Annotated in this window: 10 protein-coding genes; 6 read left to right on the plus strand and 4 right to left on the minus strand. The window is 70.6% G+C overall.

What is annotated here, in order from left to right; all coding sequences use genetic code 11:
* Positions 1 to 208: 208 nt before the first annotated feature.
* A complete protein-coding gene (locus tag MTQ10_RS06240) occupies positions 209 to 1,513 on the plus strand; it encodes a hypothetical protein (RefSeq protein WP_247463091.1) in 1,305 nt (434 codons plus the stop codon).
* Positions 1,514 to 2,012: 499 nt separating this feature from the next.
* Here the strand turns inward: MTQ10_RS06240 and MTQ10_RS31425 are convergent, their stop codons facing one another.
* Positions 2,013 to 2,591 (minus strand): ATP-binding protein, encoded by a 579-nt coding sequence (locus MTQ10_RS31425; RefSeq protein ID WP_308404544.1) that lies wholly within the window; start codon positions 2,589 to 2,591, stop codon positions 2,013 to 2,015.
* Positions 2,592 to 2,759: 168 nt separating this feature from the next.
* Between MTQ10_RS31425 and MTQ10_RS06250 the strand changes: the two genes are divergently transcribed.
* Positions 2,760 to 3,662: a helix-turn-helix domain-containing protein gene (locus tag MTQ10_RS06250; RefSeq protein WP_247463093.1), complete on the plus strand. Its 903-nt coding sequence runs from the start codon at positions 2,760 to 2,762 to the stop codon at positions 3,660 to 3,662.
* The gene (locus MTQ10_RS06255) at positions 3,659 to 3,859 is read left to right on the plus strand and encodes a DUF397 domain-containing protein (RefSeq protein ID WP_247463095.1); all 201 of its coding nucleotides are present in this window, start codon (positions 3,659 to 3,661) and stop codon (positions 3,857 to 3,859) included. The genes MTQ10_RS06250 and MTQ10_RS06255 overlap by 4 nt, the downstream gene beginning before the upstream one ends.
* Before the next feature lie 518 nt (positions 3,860 to 4,377).
* On the opposite strand, the gene MTQ10_RS06260 is transcribed toward MTQ10_RS06255, so the two are convergent.
* From MTQ10_RS06260 to MTQ10_RS06270, 3 genes are read right to left on the minus strand one after another with little or no spacing between them, the layout of a single operon-like run.
* Positions 4,378 to 8,553 carry an Eco57I restriction-modification methylase domain-containing protein gene (locus tag MTQ10_RS06260; RefSeq protein WP_247463097.1) on the minus strand — a complete coding sequence of 1,392 codons (4,176 nt, stop codon included), beginning with the start codon at positions 8,551 to 8,553 and terminating at the stop codon, positions 4,378 to 4,380.
* Positions 8,553 to 11,489: a DEAD/DEAH box helicase gene (locus MTQ10_RS06265; RefSeq protein ID WP_247463099.1), complete on the minus strand. Its 2,937-nt coding sequence runs from the start codon at positions 11,487 to 11,489 to the stop codon at positions 8,553 to 8,555. The genes MTQ10_RS06260 and MTQ10_RS06265 overlap by 1 nt, the downstream gene beginning before the upstream one ends.
* A gap of 38 nt (positions 11,490 to 11,527) precedes the next feature.
* The gene (locus MTQ10_RS06270; RefSeq protein ID WP_247463100.1) at positions 11,528 to 17,863 is read right to left on the minus strand and encodes a protein kinase domain-containing protein; all 6,336 of its coding nucleotides are present in this window, start codon (positions 17,861 to 17,863) and stop codon (positions 11,528 to 11,530) included.
* A 237-nt stretch (positions 17,864 to 18,100) separates the two neighbouring features.
* Between MTQ10_RS06270 and MTQ10_RS06275 the strand changes: the two genes are divergently transcribed.
* From MTQ10_RS06275 to MTQ10_RS06285, 3 genes are all read left to right on the plus strand, one after another.
* Complete coding sequence (locus MTQ10_RS06275) at positions 18,101 to 19,795, plus strand: hypothetical protein (protein ID WP_247463102.1); 1,695 nt, start codon at positions 18,101 to 18,103, stop codon at positions 19,793 to 19,795.
* 71 nt (positions 19,796 to 19,866) lie between these two features.
* Positions 19,867 to 20,646 carry a hypothetical protein gene (locus tag MTQ10_RS06280; RefSeq protein ID WP_247463104.1) on the plus strand — a complete coding sequence of 260 codons (780 nt, stop codon included), beginning with the start codon at positions 19,867 to 19,869 and terminating at the stop codon, positions 20,644 to 20,646.
* The coding region (locus MTQ10_RS06285) for an Hsp70 family protein (protein ID WP_247463106.1) at positions 20,643 to 22,171 on the plus strand (1,529 nt) is incomplete at its 3' end. The genes MTQ10_RS06280 and MTQ10_RS06285, both read left to right, overlap by 4 nt.

A 22,171-nucleotide genomic window follows, 5' to 3' on the forward strand; every position in this document is an offset into this window, starting at 1 on the left:
TTCATACTGGGCTGGGCCTTGTGCTGGAGTTCCTCACCCTACCTGTTGACGCCGTCAAGGGACCCGTAACCCCACAAGTTCACACCCCTGAGTGGCTTGTTGGCGCCGTAAACACAATCGGTCTAGAGTCGGGGCGCGCCGGGGCCGCGCCCTCCACGACTCCGGGCGCGGTACCGGTCGGCCGGGGGGCGATGTGGGTGGGGAGACGATGACCGACGAACGCCGTACGACGGTGCCCGTGTGGACGCTCGCGACCGGCGAGGCGAGCGTGCCGATGCCGGCCACCGGGGAGGCCGTGACGGCCGAGCGTCTTGCGGAGTGGCGCGGTGCGCTGGCAGCGATGGTCGAGGAACCCGTGCTCACGCTGGAGGTGCACCCGCTGCCGGAGAAGATCGACCGCCGGCGCGGTCTGCCGCTGGACGCGGCGAGCCCGCTGGCCCGGCAGCTGACGGAGTTCGTCACCAGGTCGGCGAGCACGTCCCTGACGACGGCGAAGGCGACCGCGTCCGGCGGGAACCTGTTCACGCTGGTGGTCCCGGCGAAGCACGCCCGCGCGTTCGGTCAGGGCCTGCTGCGCGCGCTGCCCGCGAAGGACGGCGGCCAGTACAGCACGCTCGTCGACTCCACCGGCAAGTTCGTCGCCCACGCCCGGTACGTGCCGGTGCAGGGCGCGGCGGCAGCGGGCGCGGCGGGCGGCGCGGGCGCCACGGCCGGTGCCGTCGCGGCGGGCGGCACGGCCCTCACCGTGGCGGCGCCGCTGGTGCTGATGGCGGTGGCGGCGGGCATGGCCGCGCACGCGGACCGGCAGCGGCAGCTCGCCATCGAGCACATCACGGACCTGCTGGAGCAGATGCGGCAGGACAAGCTCGACGACGAGCTGAGCGCCCTCAACGGCTGCCGTGCCGCCGTCGACAAGGCGACGGCGATCCTCCTCGACCAGGGCGACCTCGGCCAGTCCCTGGGGCTGGACTCGTCGGTGAGCATCATCGAGATCGCGCTGAGCAAGGCCGGCCTCCGCCTGGAGCGCTGGCTGAAGGCGCTCGACGGCCTGCCGCCCGGCGAGCCGGTCGAACTCGCCGAGCTGACCAAGGCGTTTCCCGGCGTCGAGAAGGACGGCGGCGTCTTCCACACCCACGTCGCGCTCGCGTCCCTCGCGCTCTCCCTGGCCCGGCGGGTCGCCGTCCTCCAGGCCGTCGAGCACGCGCAGAAGAACCCCGGCAACCCGTTCGAGAACTTCCTGCGCGCTCTCGCGGCCGACCGGCAGCGCTTCGACGACCTGGAATCGGGCATCGCCCGTGTCCTGGTCCGCCTGTCGCACCTGGAGCTGTCCCGGCCGGGCGGTATCCGCCCGATGTTCACCCAGAACGAGGTCGATGCGCTGCTGCGCGCCTCCCACCGCCTGCACCGGCTGGGCCGGGGCGTCACCCTCGACCCGCGCCCCGCGGACGTGGCGATCGACATCGTCCGCGAACCGGACGGCTCGGTGATCGCCTTCCCCGCGCAGCCCGCGTGACACCGGCGCGGGCCGCGGACCCGCCTGGGTGAGGGGGCGCGCGGGCCGCCTCGCGGCCCTCCCGCTCCGGATCGGTGACGGAATCCGAGCGACCCGAGGCGGGCACGGACAGAACACGCTCACCCGGAGCGACGCCGCGCTCCGCGAGCCGGTCGTAGAGCGTCAGGAGATCGATCGCCAGTCGTCCGGCCTCGTCCAGACCCTCCGATGTGCCCTCCGCGCCGGACGGGGCGCCACCAGGGCCCGGTCGGCGACAGCGTTCCCGTGCAGCACGTGCCGCAGCGGCACATCCAGTGCTCGCGCGATCCGGTCCAGCTCCGTGACCGTCAGCGCCGCCCGCTCGCCTTGCCCGATCCGGTGGAGCGTCGGTCAGCTCAGCGAGGCCCGCTCCGCGAGCTTCCGCTGATTCATCCCGGCTCGCGTCCGCTCCTGCCGGAGGTGCTGCTCCACCTCTGTCAGGTCCTCGACCTTCATCCTCTCCCGCATCGCACCCATGAATTCAGCGCGTCTGCCGGGCGGCAGCGCCGGCGGTCTCGGCGTGGCCGTCCGCGGTGGTACGCCCCACGAGCGGTCGCCCGCCCGTGGTCGCCCCGGCGGGAGCCGTGCCGGACTCGGCGGTGCGGAACACGGCGCGGACGGTCTTGCCGCTCGGCGGGAACGGGACGCAGTCCCACTCGTCGGCCAGAGCCGCGACCAACGCCAGCCCCCGGCCGCCCGGCCGCAGCGCGGTCGCGTCGTCCGCGCCCGTCACGATCTGCGGCCACACGTCCCCGCGGGCGTCACTGACCTCCACCCGCACCAGCCCCGACACCTGTTCGAACACCAGCGTCAGCCGGAAACAGCGGCCGTGCACCCGGCCGTGCAGCACCGCGTTCGCCGCCAGCTCGGCGATCACGACCTCGGCACGCTCCGTGAGCGCGGGCGGCATGTCCCAGGCGCGGAGCTGCCCGGTGCCCAGCAGCCGCGCCAGCCGGGCCCCGCGCCGGGTGGCCGACAGCAACTGCGTGAACGTGCGCGGACGGACCGTGGGACGCGTCGGGTGGGGGGCGGTGCTGTGTGGGGGAGCGGTGTGGTTCATGGCGCCAGGGTGGCGCGCGCATCCGGCCGTACACGACCCTTCACCTCCGTACGCTGAGTCAGCGTACGGGCACGGGGAGTGGACGGTACGGGGTCTTTGCCGTCACGATGAGTGGCCGGGCGTGGGGCCTGCGGACACGAGCCAAGGCTCTGGAGAAAGGGGCGGCGGATGGACATCGCCGAAGCCGAGGTGACGACGACGGCCGGCGTGACGGCCACGGAGGCGGGCGCCCGGCCCGTAGCAGCGGGGGAGGGGGAACGGGAACCCCACCCGTCGGACAGTCTGCGCACGTTCGGCGCGGTCGTCCAGGCGTTACGGGAACACGCGGGCCTCAGCCGCACCGACCTCGCGGCTGTCGTGCAGTACTCCAAACACACCGTGGAATCGGTCGAGTTGGGCCGCCGCATGCCTGACCAGGCCTTCGTCGAACGCGCCGAGGAGGCGCTCGGCAACACCGGCGCCCTGCGCAGGGCGGCGCAGCATCTGAGCCGCGGGGAAGTGGGACTGGCGGCCTGGTTCCGCCAGTGGGCCCGCCTCGAACGGCAGGCCGTCAGCCTGTGCACCTACGAATGCCGGTTGGTGCCGGGGTTGTTGCAGTCGAAGGCGTATGCACGGGCGGTGTTCGAGGGCACGATCCCGCTGCGCACCGACGAGGAACTGGAAGCCCAGCTCGCGGCGCGGATGGAACGCCAGCGGATGATGCGGGAGCGGCCGACGGTCCCGTTCAGCTTCATCGTCGAGGAGCACGTGTTCCGGCGGCGGTTCGGGAACGCTGAGGCGATGCGGGGGCTGCTGGATCATGTGCTGGGGCTGAGCGCGCCTCGGAACGTGACCTTGCAGGTGGTGCCGTTGGAGGCGGGGTTGCACGCGTGCCTCGACGGCCCGGTGCAGGTACTGGAGACCCCGGAGGGGCGCCGACTCGCCTACTCGGAGGGGCAGGAAAACGGGCGCTTGATTATGGACCCAAAACAGGTGAGTGTGCTCTGCCAGCGCTATGAAACACTGCGCTCGCAGGCCCTGAGCCCGAAGGACTCCAGGGACCTGCTGGAGCGACTGCGAGGAGAGCTATGAGCAGCGGTACGACGGAACTCGCCTGGTTCAAGTCCAGCTACAGCGGCAGCCAGGGCGACAGCTGTGTAGAGATCGCGATCGCCGAACAGGCTGTTCATGTACGGGACTCCAAGGACCGGTCCCGTGCGCCCTTCGCCGTGGGCCGGGCGGGCTGGGCGCCCTTCGTGCGGTTCGTCGCGGAGGGCTCGGAGGAGTAACCGAGCGCCGCTCGGTTGATGTAGCGGTCGCCGAGGTCGGGGAAGACCGACTTCGGCGCCGCCTTGCGAGGAGCGGGCGTCGGGGCTTGCTTCTTGCCGGTCTTCTTCTTGGCCTTCTCCTTCTTGGGCGCTGTGGCCTTCGCCTGTGCGACCTTCTTGGCCAGAGGTGTCTTGCGTGCCGCGAACCTCTTGCGTAGTTCCGCGAGTTGCTTGCGGTACTCGGTGGTCTGGTCGGCAGGCAGCGCGTCGATCAGGGCCTGGGCGTGGCTCAGATGGAAGCGGGCTTGATGCCAACGCCTGCTGTTGATCACCACGCGTATCAGGTTGAGCGTCTGCCGCAACGCCCGCAGCTTCGCCGCCTGCTTCCGGGGCATCGGAAACTCGGCCCCGGTGGCCCGGCGTTGAGTGGCGGCTCGGGTCCGCCAGTCCACGCCGGCCGTCAGCACGACGACCGAGCGCGGATTGCTGGTCTGGCTACGGCGTACCACGAGACGTCCGCTCCTCCGACTGCGCGCAGCTCACTCGTGCCGGGGCCCCTGACCGGGCGGCGGGTTGAGAGTGGACTGGTAATTTCCCCCCTCACCCTCCACCAACGGGTTCTCCAACGTGAGCCCTGCGGCAGCCATCCGGTCGTACTCTGCCAGGACAAGTCGCTTAGTGCGGTACTCGCCGAACTTGGCAATCTCGTTGTTCTTCAGGCCGCCCGACTCGGACTTGAAGGATTCCAGAATGTAGTCGGCATCATCGCGGGAGATTCCATAGAGATGGAAGAAGTATGCGTCCAATTCGGCACGTAGGCAAGCGCGGCGATTCTCGTCCCAGCGGAACGGGCCGTCTTTGTCGCCTAGATCGCGGGCCAGTGGGGTCATGTCATAGGCCGTATAGACAAGCTCAAGGACTCGCGGCAAGAGAAACGGTACATGAGGTTCGAGGCTTGAGGGAGAAGGGACAGGAAGCTGCTTCCAAATGAACAGCTTCATATGAGCGTCGCTGATTTTCTGGCGGCTAATGAAGTCGAATACCAGGGAGGACTGGGTCCCTACCAGTGCAGCCACGAGTGGGGGGGAAACTCGAGGGAACATCAGGGGGAAAGTATGGCCGACAGCAGTGCGCGGGATAAACGCGGGAATGGCCGTGCGCTCATTCGTGGATGCGGTCACGTCGCACCAGCCGCAAAGCCAGCCGTGATCCCAGTTCTCTTCAGCCAGGCGTCGCTCAACTCCCTTGATGTGGACATCTCGATTGTTTCGTCGTGTAGGGACTTCTCCGTGCTGCTGAACCCAGTTGAGCGGCATAGCGAAACGTCCAGGATCTTGCAACTCCGCGCTGGGAAGATACCTGGGTTGGTTTTGCCGGTTCACGGCAGTCGGACTTCTGACGACGTCAGCCGCACGATGGGTGAAGAAGTCGACCATCTTCGCCTCGTACAGCGGTAGCATCCGCTTCCCGTCCCGCTCGAAGATATTGCCCCGTAGTTCCCACCCGTCGGCTTCGAGTTGCTCTCGACTGCGGAAGAGGTCAGAGTCGTCAGTCATATCGAAGAGTCGCTTGAAGGAAACATTCCACGGGTTGCCTTGTGGACGTCCCTCATCCCATAGCACAGGCAAACGCCGGTGCACTCCTGCTGTAATGTCCGCGTCGCGTTGAGTGCGGAACACTGGCAGGGTGCCGGTATTCGGGTTGATCCGACCCACGTCCTCAGGGTCCAACGCGAAGACTCGGTTCGGGTCTTCCAAATCCGTGATTTCGGACAGGAAGAAGCCGATGCGGCTGGCGTCCGCGCGCGTGATTCTTCCAGTGAGGGAGAGCAAACAGAACTTGTAACGGGAGTCGACACTTTCGAACCACTTACCACCCTTCGGCAGTGCGGGTGATTTAGGGCGGCGGTTCTCGAAGTCATACAGCGACACCAGGGCCCCGCGTCGGGTGAAGTCACCGAACAGGTACTGCGAGCCTGCTCCGGTTGCGATGGCGGTTGGCAGTACCAAACCGAATCTGCCAAGGGCGGCAACCACGTTCGCCGCTCGCTCTGCAAACAACGTGTCCGTCTGAAGCGAGTTGACGCCCTTGGCTGTCAGTCCCTTCGCGCAGAAAGGAAACACCCCGGAGTTCGCTGCGAAGTGGAACGTCCCCTTTACTGCGCGCCGTGCCTCGCGGTACTTCTTCCCCGCCTCCGGATTCTCCTGCTCCCACGCCGTGATGCGCGTGCGTCTAGCCTGACCGGAGATCTCTGCGATCTCGGGCGCGACCACGCTGAAGTACTTCTTGTCCTCGAAGTCGACCTTGTCCCACGGCGGATTTCCCACCACACACGAGAAGCCGCCGGCCCATCCCGTGCTGGGATTGACCGCGTCGGCACCCGTTGATCTTTCACCGTTGTCCGGGACGGCGAAGATCTCCGGAAACTCGAGGTGCCAGTGGAAGAACCCGTACTGGTCCCGCAGCCGCACGATCTCATCGTGCGTGGACTGCGGCGCTGCCGTGCCCTCCGGGCTCTCAAGGTCCCGGAAGACTTTGTGCGTAATGGCAGGCGGCGCATCCTCGTTCTTGACCCAGACGAAGGCCGCACACCAGGCGTCCGCCAGGTGGAGGGCTCGCAGATACTCGGCCGAGGTCGTCCAGTCGCGGTACGCAGCCTCCTTCTGGCGTACCTCCGCAAGGGTGTCTGCGGGAGCCGTGGTGATCCGCCGTAGCCCATGTGCGAACGACGTGTTGGCCACGTTGGTCTCGGTCGCGAGGTCGAAAAGGCCTCCCTGCCCCTGCCGCTCCATGGCGTTGCGGTTCCGCAGTTGCCTGGCCCAGGCCTCGTCATCGCCCTCGATCTTCTTGAACGCCTGATCCGGGATCCCATCACGCATCAGCGCCGGTGTCGCCCCGATCAGGCCGTTGCCGTGCTTGATGTGCGCATCCAGGAAGGTGAGCGGCTTACCGGGCTCCATCGCCTCCAGCCACAGTGACACCTTGGCCAGCTCGACGGCCATCGGGTTGAGGTCTACGCCGTACACGCAGCGCTCGACCACCTCGTGCATGGCGTGACGCACGGCCTTCGCCGTCGGTTCGGGACTGTGCTCCCGCACCGCCGCGACACGCTTGGCGATACGCCGCGCCGCCGCGACGAGGAAGTGCCCTGAACCACAGGCCGGGTCGCAGACCGTGAGGGACAGCAGCTCCTTGACGATGGCGTCGGTGGGGTCCAGGTCGCCGCCAGCGCGGGCCTTCTCCTCGCCCCGCTTCACGGCATCGTCGATCACCGGGTTCAGCGTCGAGTCGAGCAACGCCTCGGTAAGGGGCGCGGGTGTGTAGTAACTGCCGGTCTTCTTGCGGTCATTGCCGATGCGGTCGACCAGCTCGAACGTGCGGTCCGCCGCGCTGTGCTTGGGCACCAGCTCCAGCAGTGCCTCGTACACCGAGCCGAGTTCCTCGGCACCCATGTGCTTGTAGTCGACGGGGCGCCAGCGCTTGGAGCCGGTGTCCCGGACGCGCGCCAGGTGCTTGACCGCCTCGAACAGGTGGCGGTTGGCCAGGCGTGCGCCGCGGAGCGGTTCGTCGGCGGGGGTGTCGTTGAAGAGGCCGCCAAGCCCCTTCAGGCCCAGCTCGGGGCGGCCCTTCTCGGAGCCCAGCGCCGTGATCAGCAGCTCCAGGGCCCGGTACCGGTCGTCGTGGGCCGTGCCCGGGCGGCGCAGTGCATCGCGGCGGAGGCGGGCGGTGGAGAAGTAGCGGGCGAAGCGGTCGCGGGTCACCTCGTCCGCTGCCGGGTCGAGCAGCGCGTCGCGGTCCTCGGTGACGAAGAGGAAGATCATGCGGTAGACCAGCCGGAGCAGTGCCGTCTGGAAGGCATGAACGTCGAGGTTCTCGCGCAGCTTGTGGTTGTCCGGGTGGCTCAGGAAGCCCGTACCCAGGACGGTGAGAGCCGCCTGCACGCCGTCCCGGAAGTGATCGAGCGCCCGGCTGCCGGACTCGATGGCGACGGTGCGCCACTTCTCCAGCCAGCACCCCGAAGGCGCCGCCCCCTCCGGCACCGTGAACCGGGAGGCGTGCAGCAGGCTGTACAACAGGACGAACTCGCTGAACAGCTCGCCGTCGAACAGGGCCTCCAGGTCGAACTCGACGTACGCGGCCGTGGAGAACGACGACGAGTCGCGCAGCAGGCGCAGCCGGCGGCCGTTGGTGAGGACCGCCCACAGGTGGGCCTCGGTGCGGTTCAGGCAGTCCTGGAGCATCGACTGCGGCGGCACCTGGCCGGGGGCGAGGCGCTTGTCCAGCTCCTGGTTCCAGGGGATCACATGGATCAGGGCGGGCCCGTGCCGGTGGGAGACCGGGAACCGCTTCTCCGGGTCGGAGTCGGCGGGGATGCCCGCCGCGCCGACCTCGGTGAGCGCGCCGAAGTCCAGCTTGCGGAAGAGCTGGGCCAGCCAGTCCGTGCCGGCGCGGCCCGTCGGGTCGGCGGCCGGGGCGCCCGTCGTCGGGTCGGAGGGCAGCGCGGCCCGCAGTTCGCGCCACAGAGGCTTGAGGTACTCCCAGGCGCGCTCGGCCTCGTCACGGACCGGCACCGACGAGGGTAGACCGTAGTCGGCGGGCTTGGTGCCGGGCAGGTTCCGCGCCTCGGCGATACGCAGCAGCATGTCGGCGGGGAGCAGACCGCCGACCGTGGTGACGGCGGTGAAGGCCAGACTGGTGCGGGTGGCGGCGGACATCAGGCGTGGGCTCCGGACACGGTAGAGGCGGGCTGCGGCAGGTACACGTACACGCCGAGAACGTCGGCGGGCTCCTGCGGGACGATCTTCAGGCCGCGGACGATCTCCTCGTTGGCCTTGCGGACCCGGCGGTGCGAGGCGTCGAGTTCGGCGGCGAGCCGCTTGCCGTACTCGGTGAGATGGCCGGACAGGCCGGGCAGACCCTCCAGGGCTCGGGTGATCTGGTTGCGGGCCAGCTGCTCATGGGTGTTGGCCGTGGCGCGGGCCGACAGCAGGGCCGTCGCCGCGTCCTCGTCGAGCCAGCGGGCGCGGGCGGGCGCGCCCTCGAAGGCGAGGAGGCGGGCGTCCTCGGCGACGAGCTGCCGCTCGCCCGTGCGGGACGGCAGGGTGAGATGGAAGCGGTAGCGGACCAGCAGCAGCGTGGTGCGGATACCCACCGCGTCCGTCGTGACGACACCGCAGCGGCGGGCCGGGCGGGGGCCGTGCGTGTTCGCGTCGAGCGCGGAGTCCAGCACGTAGGAGGCGATCGCGCCGATCGCCGGGTCGGTGCGGACGAGGGCGGCCTCGCCACGGCCGATCGCGGGGGAGGAACGGAACGCAATCTCGCGGTCCTCCTCGATCAGCCGCCCGCCCAGCGTCGCCGCGAGCGCGTCACGCAGGCCGGCGGGGGCGCCGCCGACCTGGGCGGTGAAATCGCCGCTGCCGTCCCGTGGATCACGGACCCGGGCGTCCAGGTCGCGCAGCGCCTCCAGGGTGAACGCGCGGACCTCGTCGGCACCGCCCAGCGCGGCCCGGACGGCGGCGACCTCGCGGGCCACCTCCTCCGGGTGGATGGCCCGCTGCGCGTACTTGGAGCGGGACGTCTTCTCCCGCTCGGCGGCCGACGTCCACTCGCGTTCGACACGGTCGAAGGACTCCTGGTGGCCGGGGAGTTCGAACAGGCTTTCCTGGCTGCCCTGCCGCCCGTGCAGGAGGAGCCACTCCACGACGGCGTCGGTGACACCGCTGGCGGTCTCGTCCGGGACGGACACGGAGATACCGAGATCCTTCTTGATCTGCCGGTGCTTCTTGAACAGCACCTCCAGCACCTTGCCGTCGATACCGTTGTCCTCGCCGTACATGGTGATGACGCGGACCTGGTCGCGTCTCTGGCCGTAGCGGTCGACGCGGCCCTCCCGCTGGTCGTGGCGGGTCGGGTTCCAGGCGAGGTCGTAGTGGACGACGGCGTCGAAATGATGCTGGAGGTTGACACCCTCGGAGAGGCAGTCCGTGGCGATCAGCACCCGGCGGGCCGCCGGGTCGTCGGCCTCGTCGGCGGCGAGCTGCTCCACCCGCTCCAGACGCTGCTGCGGCGACAGCGTGCCCGTCACGGCCTCGATCCGCGTCTTCTTGCCGAGCTTTCCGTCGAGCTGTTCCTTGAGATAGTCGGCCGTCGGGATGTAGCGGCAGAAGACGATCGGGTTGTAGCCGTCGGCGAGCAGCGCCTTCAGATGCCGGGTGAGCGCCTTCAGCTTGGCGTCCTCCGCCGGGCCGAACAACTCCTCCGCCCGCTCGGCGAGTTCACGCAGCCGGGAGTCCGTGTCCTCCGACTCGGCGGCGCCGGGCGCCACATCCATGCCCTCCATGCGGTCGTTCTCCGCCGAGTCCGCGGCGACCGGGGCGCCCAGCACGTCCGCCTCACGCGCGGTGCGGGCGGCGGCCGACTCCGAGCGGGTCTTCAGGGTCTGCGCCGCCGCGGCGGGCGAGGACACCATCGAGCGGAGCAGCGCGATCACCGACCACCAGGCGATACGGGCCTCCCGCCGGCCCTGCTCACCGGCCTCCCGCACCCGGTCCTTGGCGTAGGCGATGGCGTCGTCGAGCAGCGCCCGGTAGGCGGGCGTCAGCTTGTACGGCTCGTCCTTCGTCCACCGGTCCGACGGGAACGCGGTCCGCTCGGCGAGAGAATCGTCGGCGAGACCGTCCTCCTTCGTCAGATACTCACGCACGTCCGCCCGCTTGCGGGCCACGAAATGCTCGGCCAGCTTGGCGCGGCCCGCCGGGGAGTCCAGGTCCAGCGTCGCCAGCTCCGGCCTGACCAGGCCCAGCAGATTGCGGAACGCGGACTCCTTGCCGGAGTGCGGGGTCGCCGTCAGCAGCAGCAGATGCCGGTCCGCGTCGGCGGAGACCCGGCGCAGCAGCTCGTACCGCAGCTGGTTCGCGGCGGCCGACGAACCGTTCTGCGCGGGATCGTCGGCGGCCACACACGTGTGCGCCTCGTCGACGATCACCAGGTCGGGGCAGTGCCGTACGAAATCCTCGCGGTGCCGGGTCGACTTGATGAAGTCCGTCGAGATGATCGTGAACGGATGCCTGTCGAACAGGGACTGGCCCAGCTCCAGGCCACGTTCGAGACGGCTCACCGTGGAGGCGAGGACCAGCTCGGCGTCGATGCCGAACTTCTCCCGCAGCTCCGCCTGCCACTGCTCGGCCAGCGCCGGCGAGCACAGCACCGCCAGCCGCGACGCCTCGCCCTGCGCCAGCAGCTCCTTCGCGATCAGGCCCGCCTCCACGGTCTTGCCGATACCGACGTCGTCGGAGATCAGCAGCCGTACCGTGCGCTGCCGCAGCGCCATCAGCAGCGGCACCAGCTGATAGGCGCGCGGCTCCACCGCGATCGACGCCAGCGAACGGAACGGGCCCGCGCCGGAACGGAACCCGATCCGCAGCGCCGTGCGCAGCAGACCCGCCGCCCGCTGGTCGCCCAGGTCGTCCGGGCCGGGCGCGGCGAACTCGGCGGGCCGCACCTCCTCGAACGCGGGGAACACGGCCGCGATGTCGTCGTCGCTGCCGCCCAGCGGGCGCAGCACCAGCATGTCCGGTGCGCTCTCCGGCAGCACCACCCACTCCCGGCCACGGGCGGCGACCAGGGAACCGGCTGTGTATGTGAGGCTCATGGATGACTCGGTTTCCTCGGGATCGAGCGGGCGGGCGGTCAGCGCAGACGGAAGTAGGCGGCGTTCTCCCCGACAATGGCGTCCCAGTCGGCGTCCGTCGGGAACCGCAGGACGTCCCAGCCGGCGTCCTCCAGACGGTAGCCCGCCTCGATGTCGCGTCCGCTGTCAGGTGTGTCGCCGGGCCGGTCCACGAACACGGCGAGATGCGCGCCCTCCAGCCGGAACACGAAGTCCGGGCGGGCCGCCGCCTCGGCGACGAACACATCCGTCTCGTCCGGCAGGCGGTAGCCCCTCGCGTTCAGCCAGCCCGCCAGATCGCCCGCCGCCACCATGCCCGACAGATCGGTCTCCGGCGGTCTCGACACGGGGGCGGCCTGCGGCTCGGCCGTGGCGGTGAGCCTGCGGAACTGCTCGCTGCGGGACTCGCCGCGGTCCTCCCGCCGGGTCAGCGCCGTCGCCAGCCGCAGCAGCAGCGGCCGGGCCGCATGCCGGCTCAGCAGACGGTGATGCGTCTGGTTCGCGTACGTCAGCAGACACGCGTAGCAGCCGCGGGCGCACTTCTCGCCGTTGCCCGGGCCGCCCTCGTCCCTGCCGGTCCCCGGATGGAAGTGGCAGATCTCCAGCGCCGTGCGGGCCGCCTTCGCGAGGGCGTCCTTCTCGTGCTGGATGCGGCGCAGCACCCCCGCGCCGCCCTCCGCGGCCTCCGTGAACAGCATCCGGCGGCGCGGACCCTCGTCCGGCGGCAGCAGCTCCGCCGTCAGCTCCGAGTCCTCCAGCTCGAACGCCGCCTCGATGCCCCGCTCCAGCGCGTACAGGAACGACAGCGCCTCCGGCTCCGGCAGCGCCTCCTCCAGCGTGACCACGAGAATGTTGCGGCGGTCCTCCACATACGGCAGCACCCGCTTCTTGCGGCGCTTCTCGTTGCCGTCCTCGTCCACCACCGGCATGCCCGTGCCCTCGATGGCGTCCGCGGCGGCCCGGTCGTTCAGCCAGCGGCCGTCACCCAGATCCAGCCAGTACCCGTCCTGCTCGCCCTCCTTCGCGCGGACCCGCCCCACATTGGTGATGCGGACCGTGGCCGAGTCGCCATAGTCCAGGTCCAGGACGGGCGTGCCGTCGGCGTCGCAGACATGCGAGGTCAGGCGGCCCTTGCGGGCGCCGTGATCCTGGAAGGCGTACGACGTCTCCAGACGGAAACCGGCCCGGCGGCGCTCCTCCTCGTCCGAGGAGATCCGCTCACGCGGAGTGGTGTACACGGTGTGCAGATGCAGCAGGCCCGTGCGCTTCGTGCGCAGCTCCTCCCCGCACATCGTGCAGCGGTCCACGCCCGCCTTCACCGGATGGTGGTAGCCGCAGCCGTCGCAGCGGCGGGCCTCCGCCGTCGCCAGCTCACCCGAGGCGTCCGGCGGCAACTGCACCCGGGTCACCTGGTAGCGGGCGCCCTCGTGGTAGATCAGCGAGCCCGGCCCGAACTCGCGGATCGCGAGGAACCGGGGCCGCTGCACATAGTCCCCGTCGGCGTTGCGGCGGCTGCCCGAACGCGGGATGTACGCGGCGAGCGGCAGCCTCGGGAAGCTGTAACCCGGCAGGAAACCCTCCGACGCGAGATAGCGGTACGGGTTGAAGTCGCTCATCACCGACTTGCTGTCCACCGACCTGTTCAGCAGCAGATTCGTCTGCGTCTCCGCCTCCCGGCGACGCGACCGCGCCCGGCTCTGCTCACCGGGGGAGAGGGTGTGGTCGACGACCCGCTTGTTCTGCTCGTACTGGTCGATGACCGCCGCGCGGAACAGATCCCGCCACCGGTCGAAAGACCGGTCGAACTTCTCCGGCGCCCGCTCGATGCGGTCCTCGATCCACTCGTCGTACCACCACGTCGTCTTCTCGAAATCCGCGATCAGCGGCGCGAGCACCGTCCGCGCGGTCGCCGCGGCCCGACGGCGGGCGTCCTCGTCCAGGGACCTCGACAGGATCTCCGGCAGCAGCGGCAGCGGCATGTGCGGATCCGGCCGGTCGCCGCCCTCCGGGTCGTACGCGACATCGATCACCTCCGGGATCGCCGAGCCCAGCCTCATCCCGGTCTCCGCGAGCCAGATGCCCTGAAGGTGGGAGCGGACCAGGTCCTCGTTGGCGAGATCCAGCCGCGGCGGCGCCACCTGACCCGACACCATGTCCCGCGACCTGCGGAAGTAGTACTGGTCGTGGCTGTTGCCGGTCGCGCAGTACGTCGTCACCAGCGCAGGCTGACCTGAGCGGCCCGCCCGGCCCGAACGCTGCGCGTAGTTCGCCGGAGTCGGCGGCACATTGCGCATCAGCACCGCGTTCAGCGAGGAGATGTCCACGCCCAGCTCCATCGTCGGCGAGCAGTACAGCAGCGGCAGCTCGCCCTCGCGGAACTTCTGCTCCCGCTCCAGCCGGTCCTCCGGAGGGACCTGCGCGGTGTGCTCGTGCGCGTACAGGCCGGCCAGATCGGCGGCGGCCGTGCGGTACAGGTCACGGAAGAACGGGTTCACGCGCGGGCCCTCACCGCTGCTGTAGGTGCGGGTCAGCGGGTCGATCACACCGCGCTCACCGTCGCCGGCCCGCCAGATCAGCGCGGCGGCGGACACCCGGAAGCCGGTCCGCTTCTCCGACGGCCGCCGCCGGTACGCCGCCCCGGACCGCTCCGGCGTGGCGTCCACCTCCCGCACCAGCTCCGCGTCCCTCAGCACCTTCAGCAGGTCCTCGATGACCTTCTGCACGTCCTCCAGGGACATGCCCCGCAGCTCCGGCATGTTCCGCTGAAGGTACTTGCCGAACTTGCCGCGCGCCGACAGGAACAGCGCCGACCGCTCCGTGCCGGGCTTCGACGCGTACGGGTAGGCGGTGCCGACGGCCGGGCGGTCGCTGTCGCCCAGCACCCACGGGCCGGTCAGCCGCTCCTCGCTGGCCCGCTGCAACGCGTCGAAGTCGTCCCGGAAATACTGCACGTCGATCGCCAGGGCGCGCCGCATGTGGTCGAGGAGGGCACGGCACACGTCCTCCCGCAGCCCCGGATCGGCGTCCCGCAGCACCGCGTGCGTGGCCTGCCAGCGGTCCCGCTCGGCCGCGAGCCAGCCGAGGTCCTCGTAGTCGATGCGCAGCAGACCCGTCTGCTCCAGATTCGGCATCGTGATGCGCCAGCCGCGCTCCAGATCCCGGTACAGGCGGTAGCCGACGACATCCCGGAACGTCTTCGCCGCCCGCCGCTCCATCGACGGCGGCAGATTCGAGCCGAGCGCGTAGTCGGCGGGCGTCAGCCCCATCACCTCGGTGACCGCCTCCGCGAGATCGTCGTGCCGCAGCCCCTCCTCACCGGCCCGCAGCGCCGCCTCGTACAGCGCGCCCCGCAACTGCGTCACCTGCGCGAAGTCGTTGAAATGCCCGGCCTGGAGCGACGCGTCCTGCCGGTTGTCGACGAACGTCAGCAGCTTGCGGGCCTCCTTGCCCAGGCTGTCCTCCGGGACCGCCCGCAGGGACCGCACGATCGACGTCGAGATCAGCGACGTCGCCGACGAACGGCCCTCCTGGTCCAGCGTCGCCAGCTTCGCGAAGTCCCGGCCGCGCGTCTGCTCGTACGACACCTGACAGGTCACGCAGAACAGGAACGGCGCCGGCACGAACGCGGCCACCAGGCCCTCGCCCGACTCGGCGGCGTACGGATCCACCACCACCCGCTTCGGCAGACGGTGCCGGTACGACTTCCTCACCACCGACACGCCCCGCGCGTCCGTCTCCAGCCAGGACTCCGGGACCCGCCGGTCGTCCACTGCCCGCTGCGGATCCGCCGGCCACTCGTAGTCCTCGCCCGGCATGCCCACATACAGATAGCCCTCGCCGTCGCGGCCCCCGGACGCGGAGGTGTCCCGGCGCGGCTCGTACCGGAAGGCGCCGCCGTCCTCGATGCGCCACACCGTCAGATACTCCTGCCCGCACTCACGGCAGAACGCCAGCGGGAACAGGGGCTTGCCGCCGCTGTCCGGCTGCTCCAGCTGATAGGTGCGGGTCAGCGGCCGGGTCAGCGGGTCCTCGAGCGTCGTGTAGACGGTGTCGCCCTTCGACAGGAACTGGTGCAGCCGGAACGCGAACAGCGGGCGCTCCGTCACCGGGTGCTTCGCCTGCGCGCCCGCCTCCAGGGTGGTGCGGATCGCCTCCCGCACCTGCTCCTCCGGCACCCCGGACTCCCGGTGCAGCTCCGCCGCCGCGTTCTCCACGGTGTCCGGCACGCGGCGGCGCAGCAGCCCCGTGCCCTCCTCGCGGACCAGCCCGAACCGGGACTCCAGCCAGCGCGCCAGCGGGTCCTTCGTCAGCGCCTCGTACGAGCGCGGGGCGGCCGGCACCCGCAGCCGCTCGGCGGGCACCGTCTCGGGCGCCTCCTCCGTCGCGCGGACCAGGGTCTCGCCGATCACCCGGTGCGGCAGCACCGTCGTACCGAACAGCCGCGTCGCCACCCTGGCCACCTCGCGCTGCTGGTCCTCCCAGGTGCCCTCCGTGGACATCGTCGCGGACGTGCCGATGCACTGGAGGGTGTCCGAGGCGCGGCACGCCTCCCGCACCCGGCGGATCAGGAACGCCACATCGGCGCCCTGCCGGCCGCGGTAGGTGTGCAGCTCGTCGAAGACGAGGAACCGCAGCCCCTCCGCCTTGCCGATCAGGCTGTCGCGGTCGTCCGGCCGGGTCAGCATCAGCTCCAGCATCACGTAGTTCGTGAGGAGGATGTCCGGCGGGTTCTTGCGGAGCTGCGCGCGCTCCTCCTGGGTCTCCTGGCCGGTGTAGCGGGCGAAGGTGACCGGCTCGCGGCCCTTGCCGAAGCCGTGCCGCAGATACTTCTCCAACTCGCCGAGCTGCGAGTTCGCCAGCGCGTTCATCGGGTACACCACGATCGCGCGCACCCGGCCGCCCGCGTTCCGGCCCGCCGCCTCACGCTCCCTCAGCACCCGGTCCACGATCGGCACGATGTACGACAGCGACTTGCCGGAGCCCGTGCCGGTGGTCAGCACGTAGGAGTCACCGGCCCGCGCCGCCTCGATCGCCTGCCGCTGATGCAGATGGAAGGTGAGCGGCCGGCCGTCCGGGCGCGGCGAGGACTCCCTCTTCCCCGCCTGGAAGATCTCCGCGCACCTGGGGTGCAGCAGCCCGTCACGGACCAGGTCGGTGACCTGTCCGCCGTCCGCGAAGAACGGGTTCAGCGACAGCCACGGGTCCGGCCACTGCGACTTCTTCGCCAGGTCCTCCTCGACGAACGACTCGATGCGGGCGTCACGGAAGACGGTCGCGCTCTTCGTGAAGTTCGCGTACTCGTCGATGAGATCGGCGTGGATACCGAACACGTCCATCGCCTCCGGCAGCCGAGGCTCCCGGCGCGGCACCGGCGCGGGAGCGGGCGCGGCCGGCTCGGGCAGCAGGGCTCTCAGCCGCGCCACCGGGTCCATCGCCTGCCAGTGCGGGCCGAGCAGCGACGCCGTGGCGTCCGGGGCGAGGGCGAGCGGGATCAGCGCCTCCCGGACCATCGCCGCGTTCTCCGGCCGGTTCTCGGCGTCCTTCTCCAGCAGCCGCTCCACCAGCCGCACCAGCTCCGCCGGCAGATCGGGGCGGACCAGGGTGACCTGCGGCGGGGTGTCGTACAGGTGCTGCTGCGACAGCTCGAACGGGGTGCGCGCCGAGAACGGCGGCCGGCCGATCAGCAGCTCGTACAGGATGCAGCCCAGCGCGTACAGGTCCGCGGCGGCCGACACCCGCTCGGCGCGGAACTGCTCCGGCGCCATGTACCGGGCCGTGCCCACACTCACGCCGGTGCTGGTCAGGCGGGTCTGGTCGGGATCGTCGACCACGGAACCCATACCGAAGTCGAGGATCTTCACCGTGCCGTCGCGGGTCAGCATCACATTCGCCGGCTTCAGATCACGGTGCACCACCCCCGCCGTGTGCGCGGCGGTCAGCCCCGACGCGATCTGCGCGCCGATCGCCGCCACCCACGACACGGGCAACTGCGGCTCCTCGTCGATGAGATCCGCGAGCGGATCGCCGTCCAGCAGCTCCATCGCCAGATACGGCAGCCCGCTCCCGCCCGGCGCCTCGTCCACCCCGCCGTCCACCAGCAGCGTCAGATTGGGGTGCCCCTGCGACAGCATCCGCATGATCCGCACTTCCCGGCGGAACCGGTCGATCTCCTTGTCCGACCCGGAGCCGCCGACGGCGACACCGGTACGGGCCCGCAGCACGGTCTTCACCGCGACCTGCCGGTGCGGCGAGCCGGCCTCGGCCTCCAGATCCTCGGCGCGGTGCACCTCGCCCATGTTGCCGCGGCCCAGCACCCCCACGATCCGGAACCGACCGCCGACCGTCTCCCGCACCATCGACCCCTCCCGCTTCACCCGTCGCACACAAGGCGAGCACACTCCGTACGGAGCGTACACCTTGGCTGTTGATGAGCATCACATCTATACGTTGACGCTGTCAACGCGCTGCTGCTCGGAGGGAGATCGCACAAACCCGCCTCCGCACCTGGGCGGACACGGCCCGGAACGGATCACAATACGTACACCGCCGTACCCGATGTCACCCCTCGCTGTTAACTTGACCGCGTGTACGACATGACGGACCCCGTTGCCGCACGCCGCGCGGCGAAAGCCGCCGAGCGTGAACGCCTCGCCCGCGCCCGTGAACGCCAGGGGCACGGCTCCGGCACCATGAGCGGCTTCGGCCGGCGCAAATGGCGATGGGTCGGGGTCGACGGCACCGAGGCCGTCGACGCCGTACTGGCCCTGCTCACGGAGACCGTCGCCGCACCCGGAGTCCCCGACGACCAGCGGGCCGTCCTCCAGCAGGCCCTCGCCGGGGACCCGCCCCGCGAGACCCTGCTCCCCGCCGTCCGCACCGCCCTCACCGCCCTAACGCCCGAGTCCGTCCTCCGGCACCTGCGCGCCCTGTGGGCCGGCGGAGTCCGCTGGCTCAACGAGGCCGGCAGCGAACGGTGCAGGCTGCTCTGCTCGCCCGCGCCCGGCGTGGAGCTTCTCGACAAGCGCGCCCACACCGTCACCGGCGGCCCCGCCTACTCGCTCTTCGCCACCGCCGCCACCCGCGGCGCGATACCCGTCCCCAACCGCCACCTCGACGAACTCCTCTCCCTGGCCCCGCTGCCCGTCCTCGACGACCTCATCGACCACGGCGGACTGATGCCGGAGGACGAACCCTGGACCCGCCGCGACAACCCGCAGGAGAACCTCTACCTCCGCGCCCGCCTCACCCCCGGCACGATCAGGCCCGAGGAAGCGGAACGCCTGCACTGGACCGCGTACCTCCGCCGCCGCGCCTTCCTCCAGAGCGAGGCACTGGTCAGGCAGGAACCGGACGACGTCTGGGACCTCCTCTACGACGTCGTCGTCGACGGCGACCTGACGGCCGTCGACGCCCTTGACGCCGCGCTGCCCCGACCGCAGCAGATCGAACTGCGCGACATCAGATCCGGCGCCCTCACCGGCCAGTGGCCGCTCGCCATCACCGAGGACCGGGGCCTGTGGCAACTGCTGTACGCCCTGTGGCAGCCCGCCGACTACGTGGACGCCGGACGCAGCCCCTTCTACGCCCTCGTCGCCCTCAACCGCGCCTACGACCTCGTCAAGGCCGGCGACCTGGAAGCCGCCGCCCGGCAGGCCCGCTCCCTCGTCCGCACCAGCGACCGCGAACGCCGCGTCCCCGAGGAACTGGTCCAGGAGGGCTGCGCCATCGCCGCGTACACCGCCGTCGAGCAGAGCCAGCAGCTCACCACACCCTCCCAGCGGGACAAGCTGCTCGACTCCGCCGAGGAGTACGCCGTCAAGGCGGCCGAGCTGGGCGGCGAGGCCGCGGAACGCAACCTGCGCATCCTTCGCGTCTGGCGGGCGACCCGGCGGAACGACCGCGGCCCGTTCACCAACCCCTTCCTCGCCATCGGCCTCGACCACGGCTCGGCCCGCTGGGAGGAACGCTGCCGGGAGATCTTCCGCGAGACCGTCGGCGACCCCGCGGCACAGTCACGGCTCAACGAGTCCGAGGGCCGCATCCGCACCGCGCTGCGCGGCGACGCCGGCTGGGACGTCTTCTACCGGCTCCCGCTCGACCCCTCCCGGTACGTCATGCCCACCGAGGCGCCGCAGCATCTCGTGCCCCCGCAGGAACCACTGCCGCGCCGCACCCCGGACCTCGGCGGCGCCGAACTCGAGGCCATCCGGGTGCGGGCCGCCGTGGAACTCCTCGACGACTTCCGCACCACAGCGCCCCGCGTGGACCGGCACAGCACCGCGCGGTGACCACCGGCCTGACGGCCGCTCTCACGCCCCGACCACCCGTCCGACCCCCGAACCGAGCAAGGGCAACCCTGATGGCTCGCAACAAGCAGAAGATCCACAAGTCCCGGCGGGCGCACCGGCCGTGCCCCACCTGTGGCCGCATACAAGGCACGGACGCACCGCACCGCCCCACCGGCACACTGCGCCGCCGGGAACGGAAGAACACCGACGCGCGGGGTGCGTCGCGCGAGCTGTCCGGGCCCGAGGCAGCCGACGCTGCCGGTGCCTCGGCGGCCGGCGCGGCGGAGGACCGCTCGGTGCCGGGCCGCGAGCCGATGGCCGCTGCCGCTGCCGCTGCCGCTGCCGCTGCCGCTGCCGCTGCCTCTGCCCCGGCACCGGCACCGGCGCCGCAGGGGCGCGCATCGTCCGGCCCCGAGCCGATCGACGCCATGACCCTGATCAAGGGCGTCGCCGCCCGCGTGCCGCAGGCCCTGGAGGAGGCCGGCGCCGACGGCACCCCCGCCCCCGGCGCGCTGACCTCCGCGGTCCGCCGCGCCGTACTCGACGAGTTCCGCACCCGCGCCGAGTTCGCCGGACACCTGGCCGAGATCGACGCGCTGCTGTGGACGCGGACCGGGGCGAGCCGTGACATCGCCGAGAACGTGCTCACCGGACACCTGCGGGAACTCAGGCTGTCACGGGTCACGGAACCTGAGGAGAGCGACCGGTTCGTGGTGACCGAAGGCGAGGGAGACGCCTTCGAGTTGCTGAGTCCGGCCTATGTGGACGAACTGACAGGAAAGGTCATACTCGCGGGCCAACTGCGGCGCGTCGCCGCTCCCGAGGGTGTGAAGGGCGGGGAGAGCGCATGACAGCAGCGGGAATCGACTTCGGCACCACCAACTCGGTGGCCGCCCAGTGGAACGGCGAGTACGTCGAGACCCTGGAGATCGGCGGACACGGACTCGACGCCAACTGGGGACGGCGCGGATTCGAGCGCCTCTACCCGTCCGTCGTCGGCACCAGCTCCCTGCGGCCCGGCACCCTCTTCGGCTGGGAGGCCAAACTCCGCTCCGAACAGGCCGTGGAGGCGTGCAAGCGCATGCTCCGCGAGGAGCCCATCGTCACCCTCGGCGGAGAACGCTTCGCGGCGACGACCGCCGCCGCCGGCGTCTTCCACGCCATCGCCGCGGCAGCGGAGCAGGAAGCGGCCACAGAGATCCGCGAGGCCGTCATCACCGTGCCCGCCAACGCGACCGGCGCGGCCCGCTTCCGCACGCGTGAGGCCGCCCGCGCCGCCGGCATCACCGTCCGCACCCTGCTCAACGAACCGACCGCCGCCGCCATCGCGTACGCGCACGAGATGGAGGTCGACGGCGAGTTCCTCGTCTTCGACTGGGGCGGCGGCACCATGGACGCCACACTGCTCCTGCACGAGAACGGCTTCTTCGACGAGAAGGCCAGCCGGGGCGTCAACCGCCTCGGCGGCCTGGAGATCGATGCCAGGCTGCGCCGCATGGTCCTGGACCGGGCACCCCAGCGCGGACGCTGGAGCGACTCCGAGAGGCGGGCCTTCGCCCTCGACATCGAACGGGCGAAGATCCTCCTCTCCCAGCAGGAGTCCGTGCGGATCCGCACCCCCGACGACGTCACCGTCGAGATCGGCCAGGACGAGTTCTCCGAGGCCATCCAGGACCTCATCAACCGCGCCCTCGACCCGGTCGAGGAATGCCTGGAACAGGCCCGGCTCGACCCGCGGGACCTCACCGCCGTACTGATGATCGGCGGCAGCAGCCAGATCCCCGCCGTGCGCGCGGCGGTCGCGGAGGCGCTGGACTGCGAACTGGTGGACACCGCGCTGTGCGACCCCATGACCGCGGTCGCCGAAGGGGCCGCGATCTGCGCCGCCGCACTCGACGGCGAACTGGAGAGCATCATCCGGGTCGTCAACACCCACGCCCTCGGCACCGTCACCAAGGACCGCGACGGCAAGCGCAGGTTCAGCGCCATCATCGACCGCAACCAGCATCTGCCGCAGCAGCGCGTCAAGTCGTACGAACCCACCCGGGACCACGTCGCCCAACTGACCGTCGAGGTCTGGGAAGGCGACCCCGACCGCGACCTCGACCACCCCGACAACGTCAAACTGACCGAGCTGGAACTGGCCTACCCGCAGCGCTGCAAGGCCGAGGACGGCGTCTTCGACCTGGAGTTCACCTACAGCAAGGAAGGCCTGCTGTCCGTCAGGGCCACCCTTCAGAGGACGGGCGAGGTCGTCCTGGACGACGAGGTGAAGGTCTTCACGACCGGCACCGTCGAACCGGAGGTCCGCAAGGAACTCGACCGTCTCCTCGCCCTCGTCCCGGCCCCCCGCCCCTCCGCCGTCCCCACCCACCC

It is taken from the genome of Streptomyces sp. XM83C, from assembly GCF_023072675.1.
In the GTDB taxonomy this organism is placed as follows: domain Bacteria; phylum Actinomycetota; class Actinomycetes; order Streptomycetales; family Streptomycetaceae; genus Streptomyces; species Streptomyces thermocoprophilus.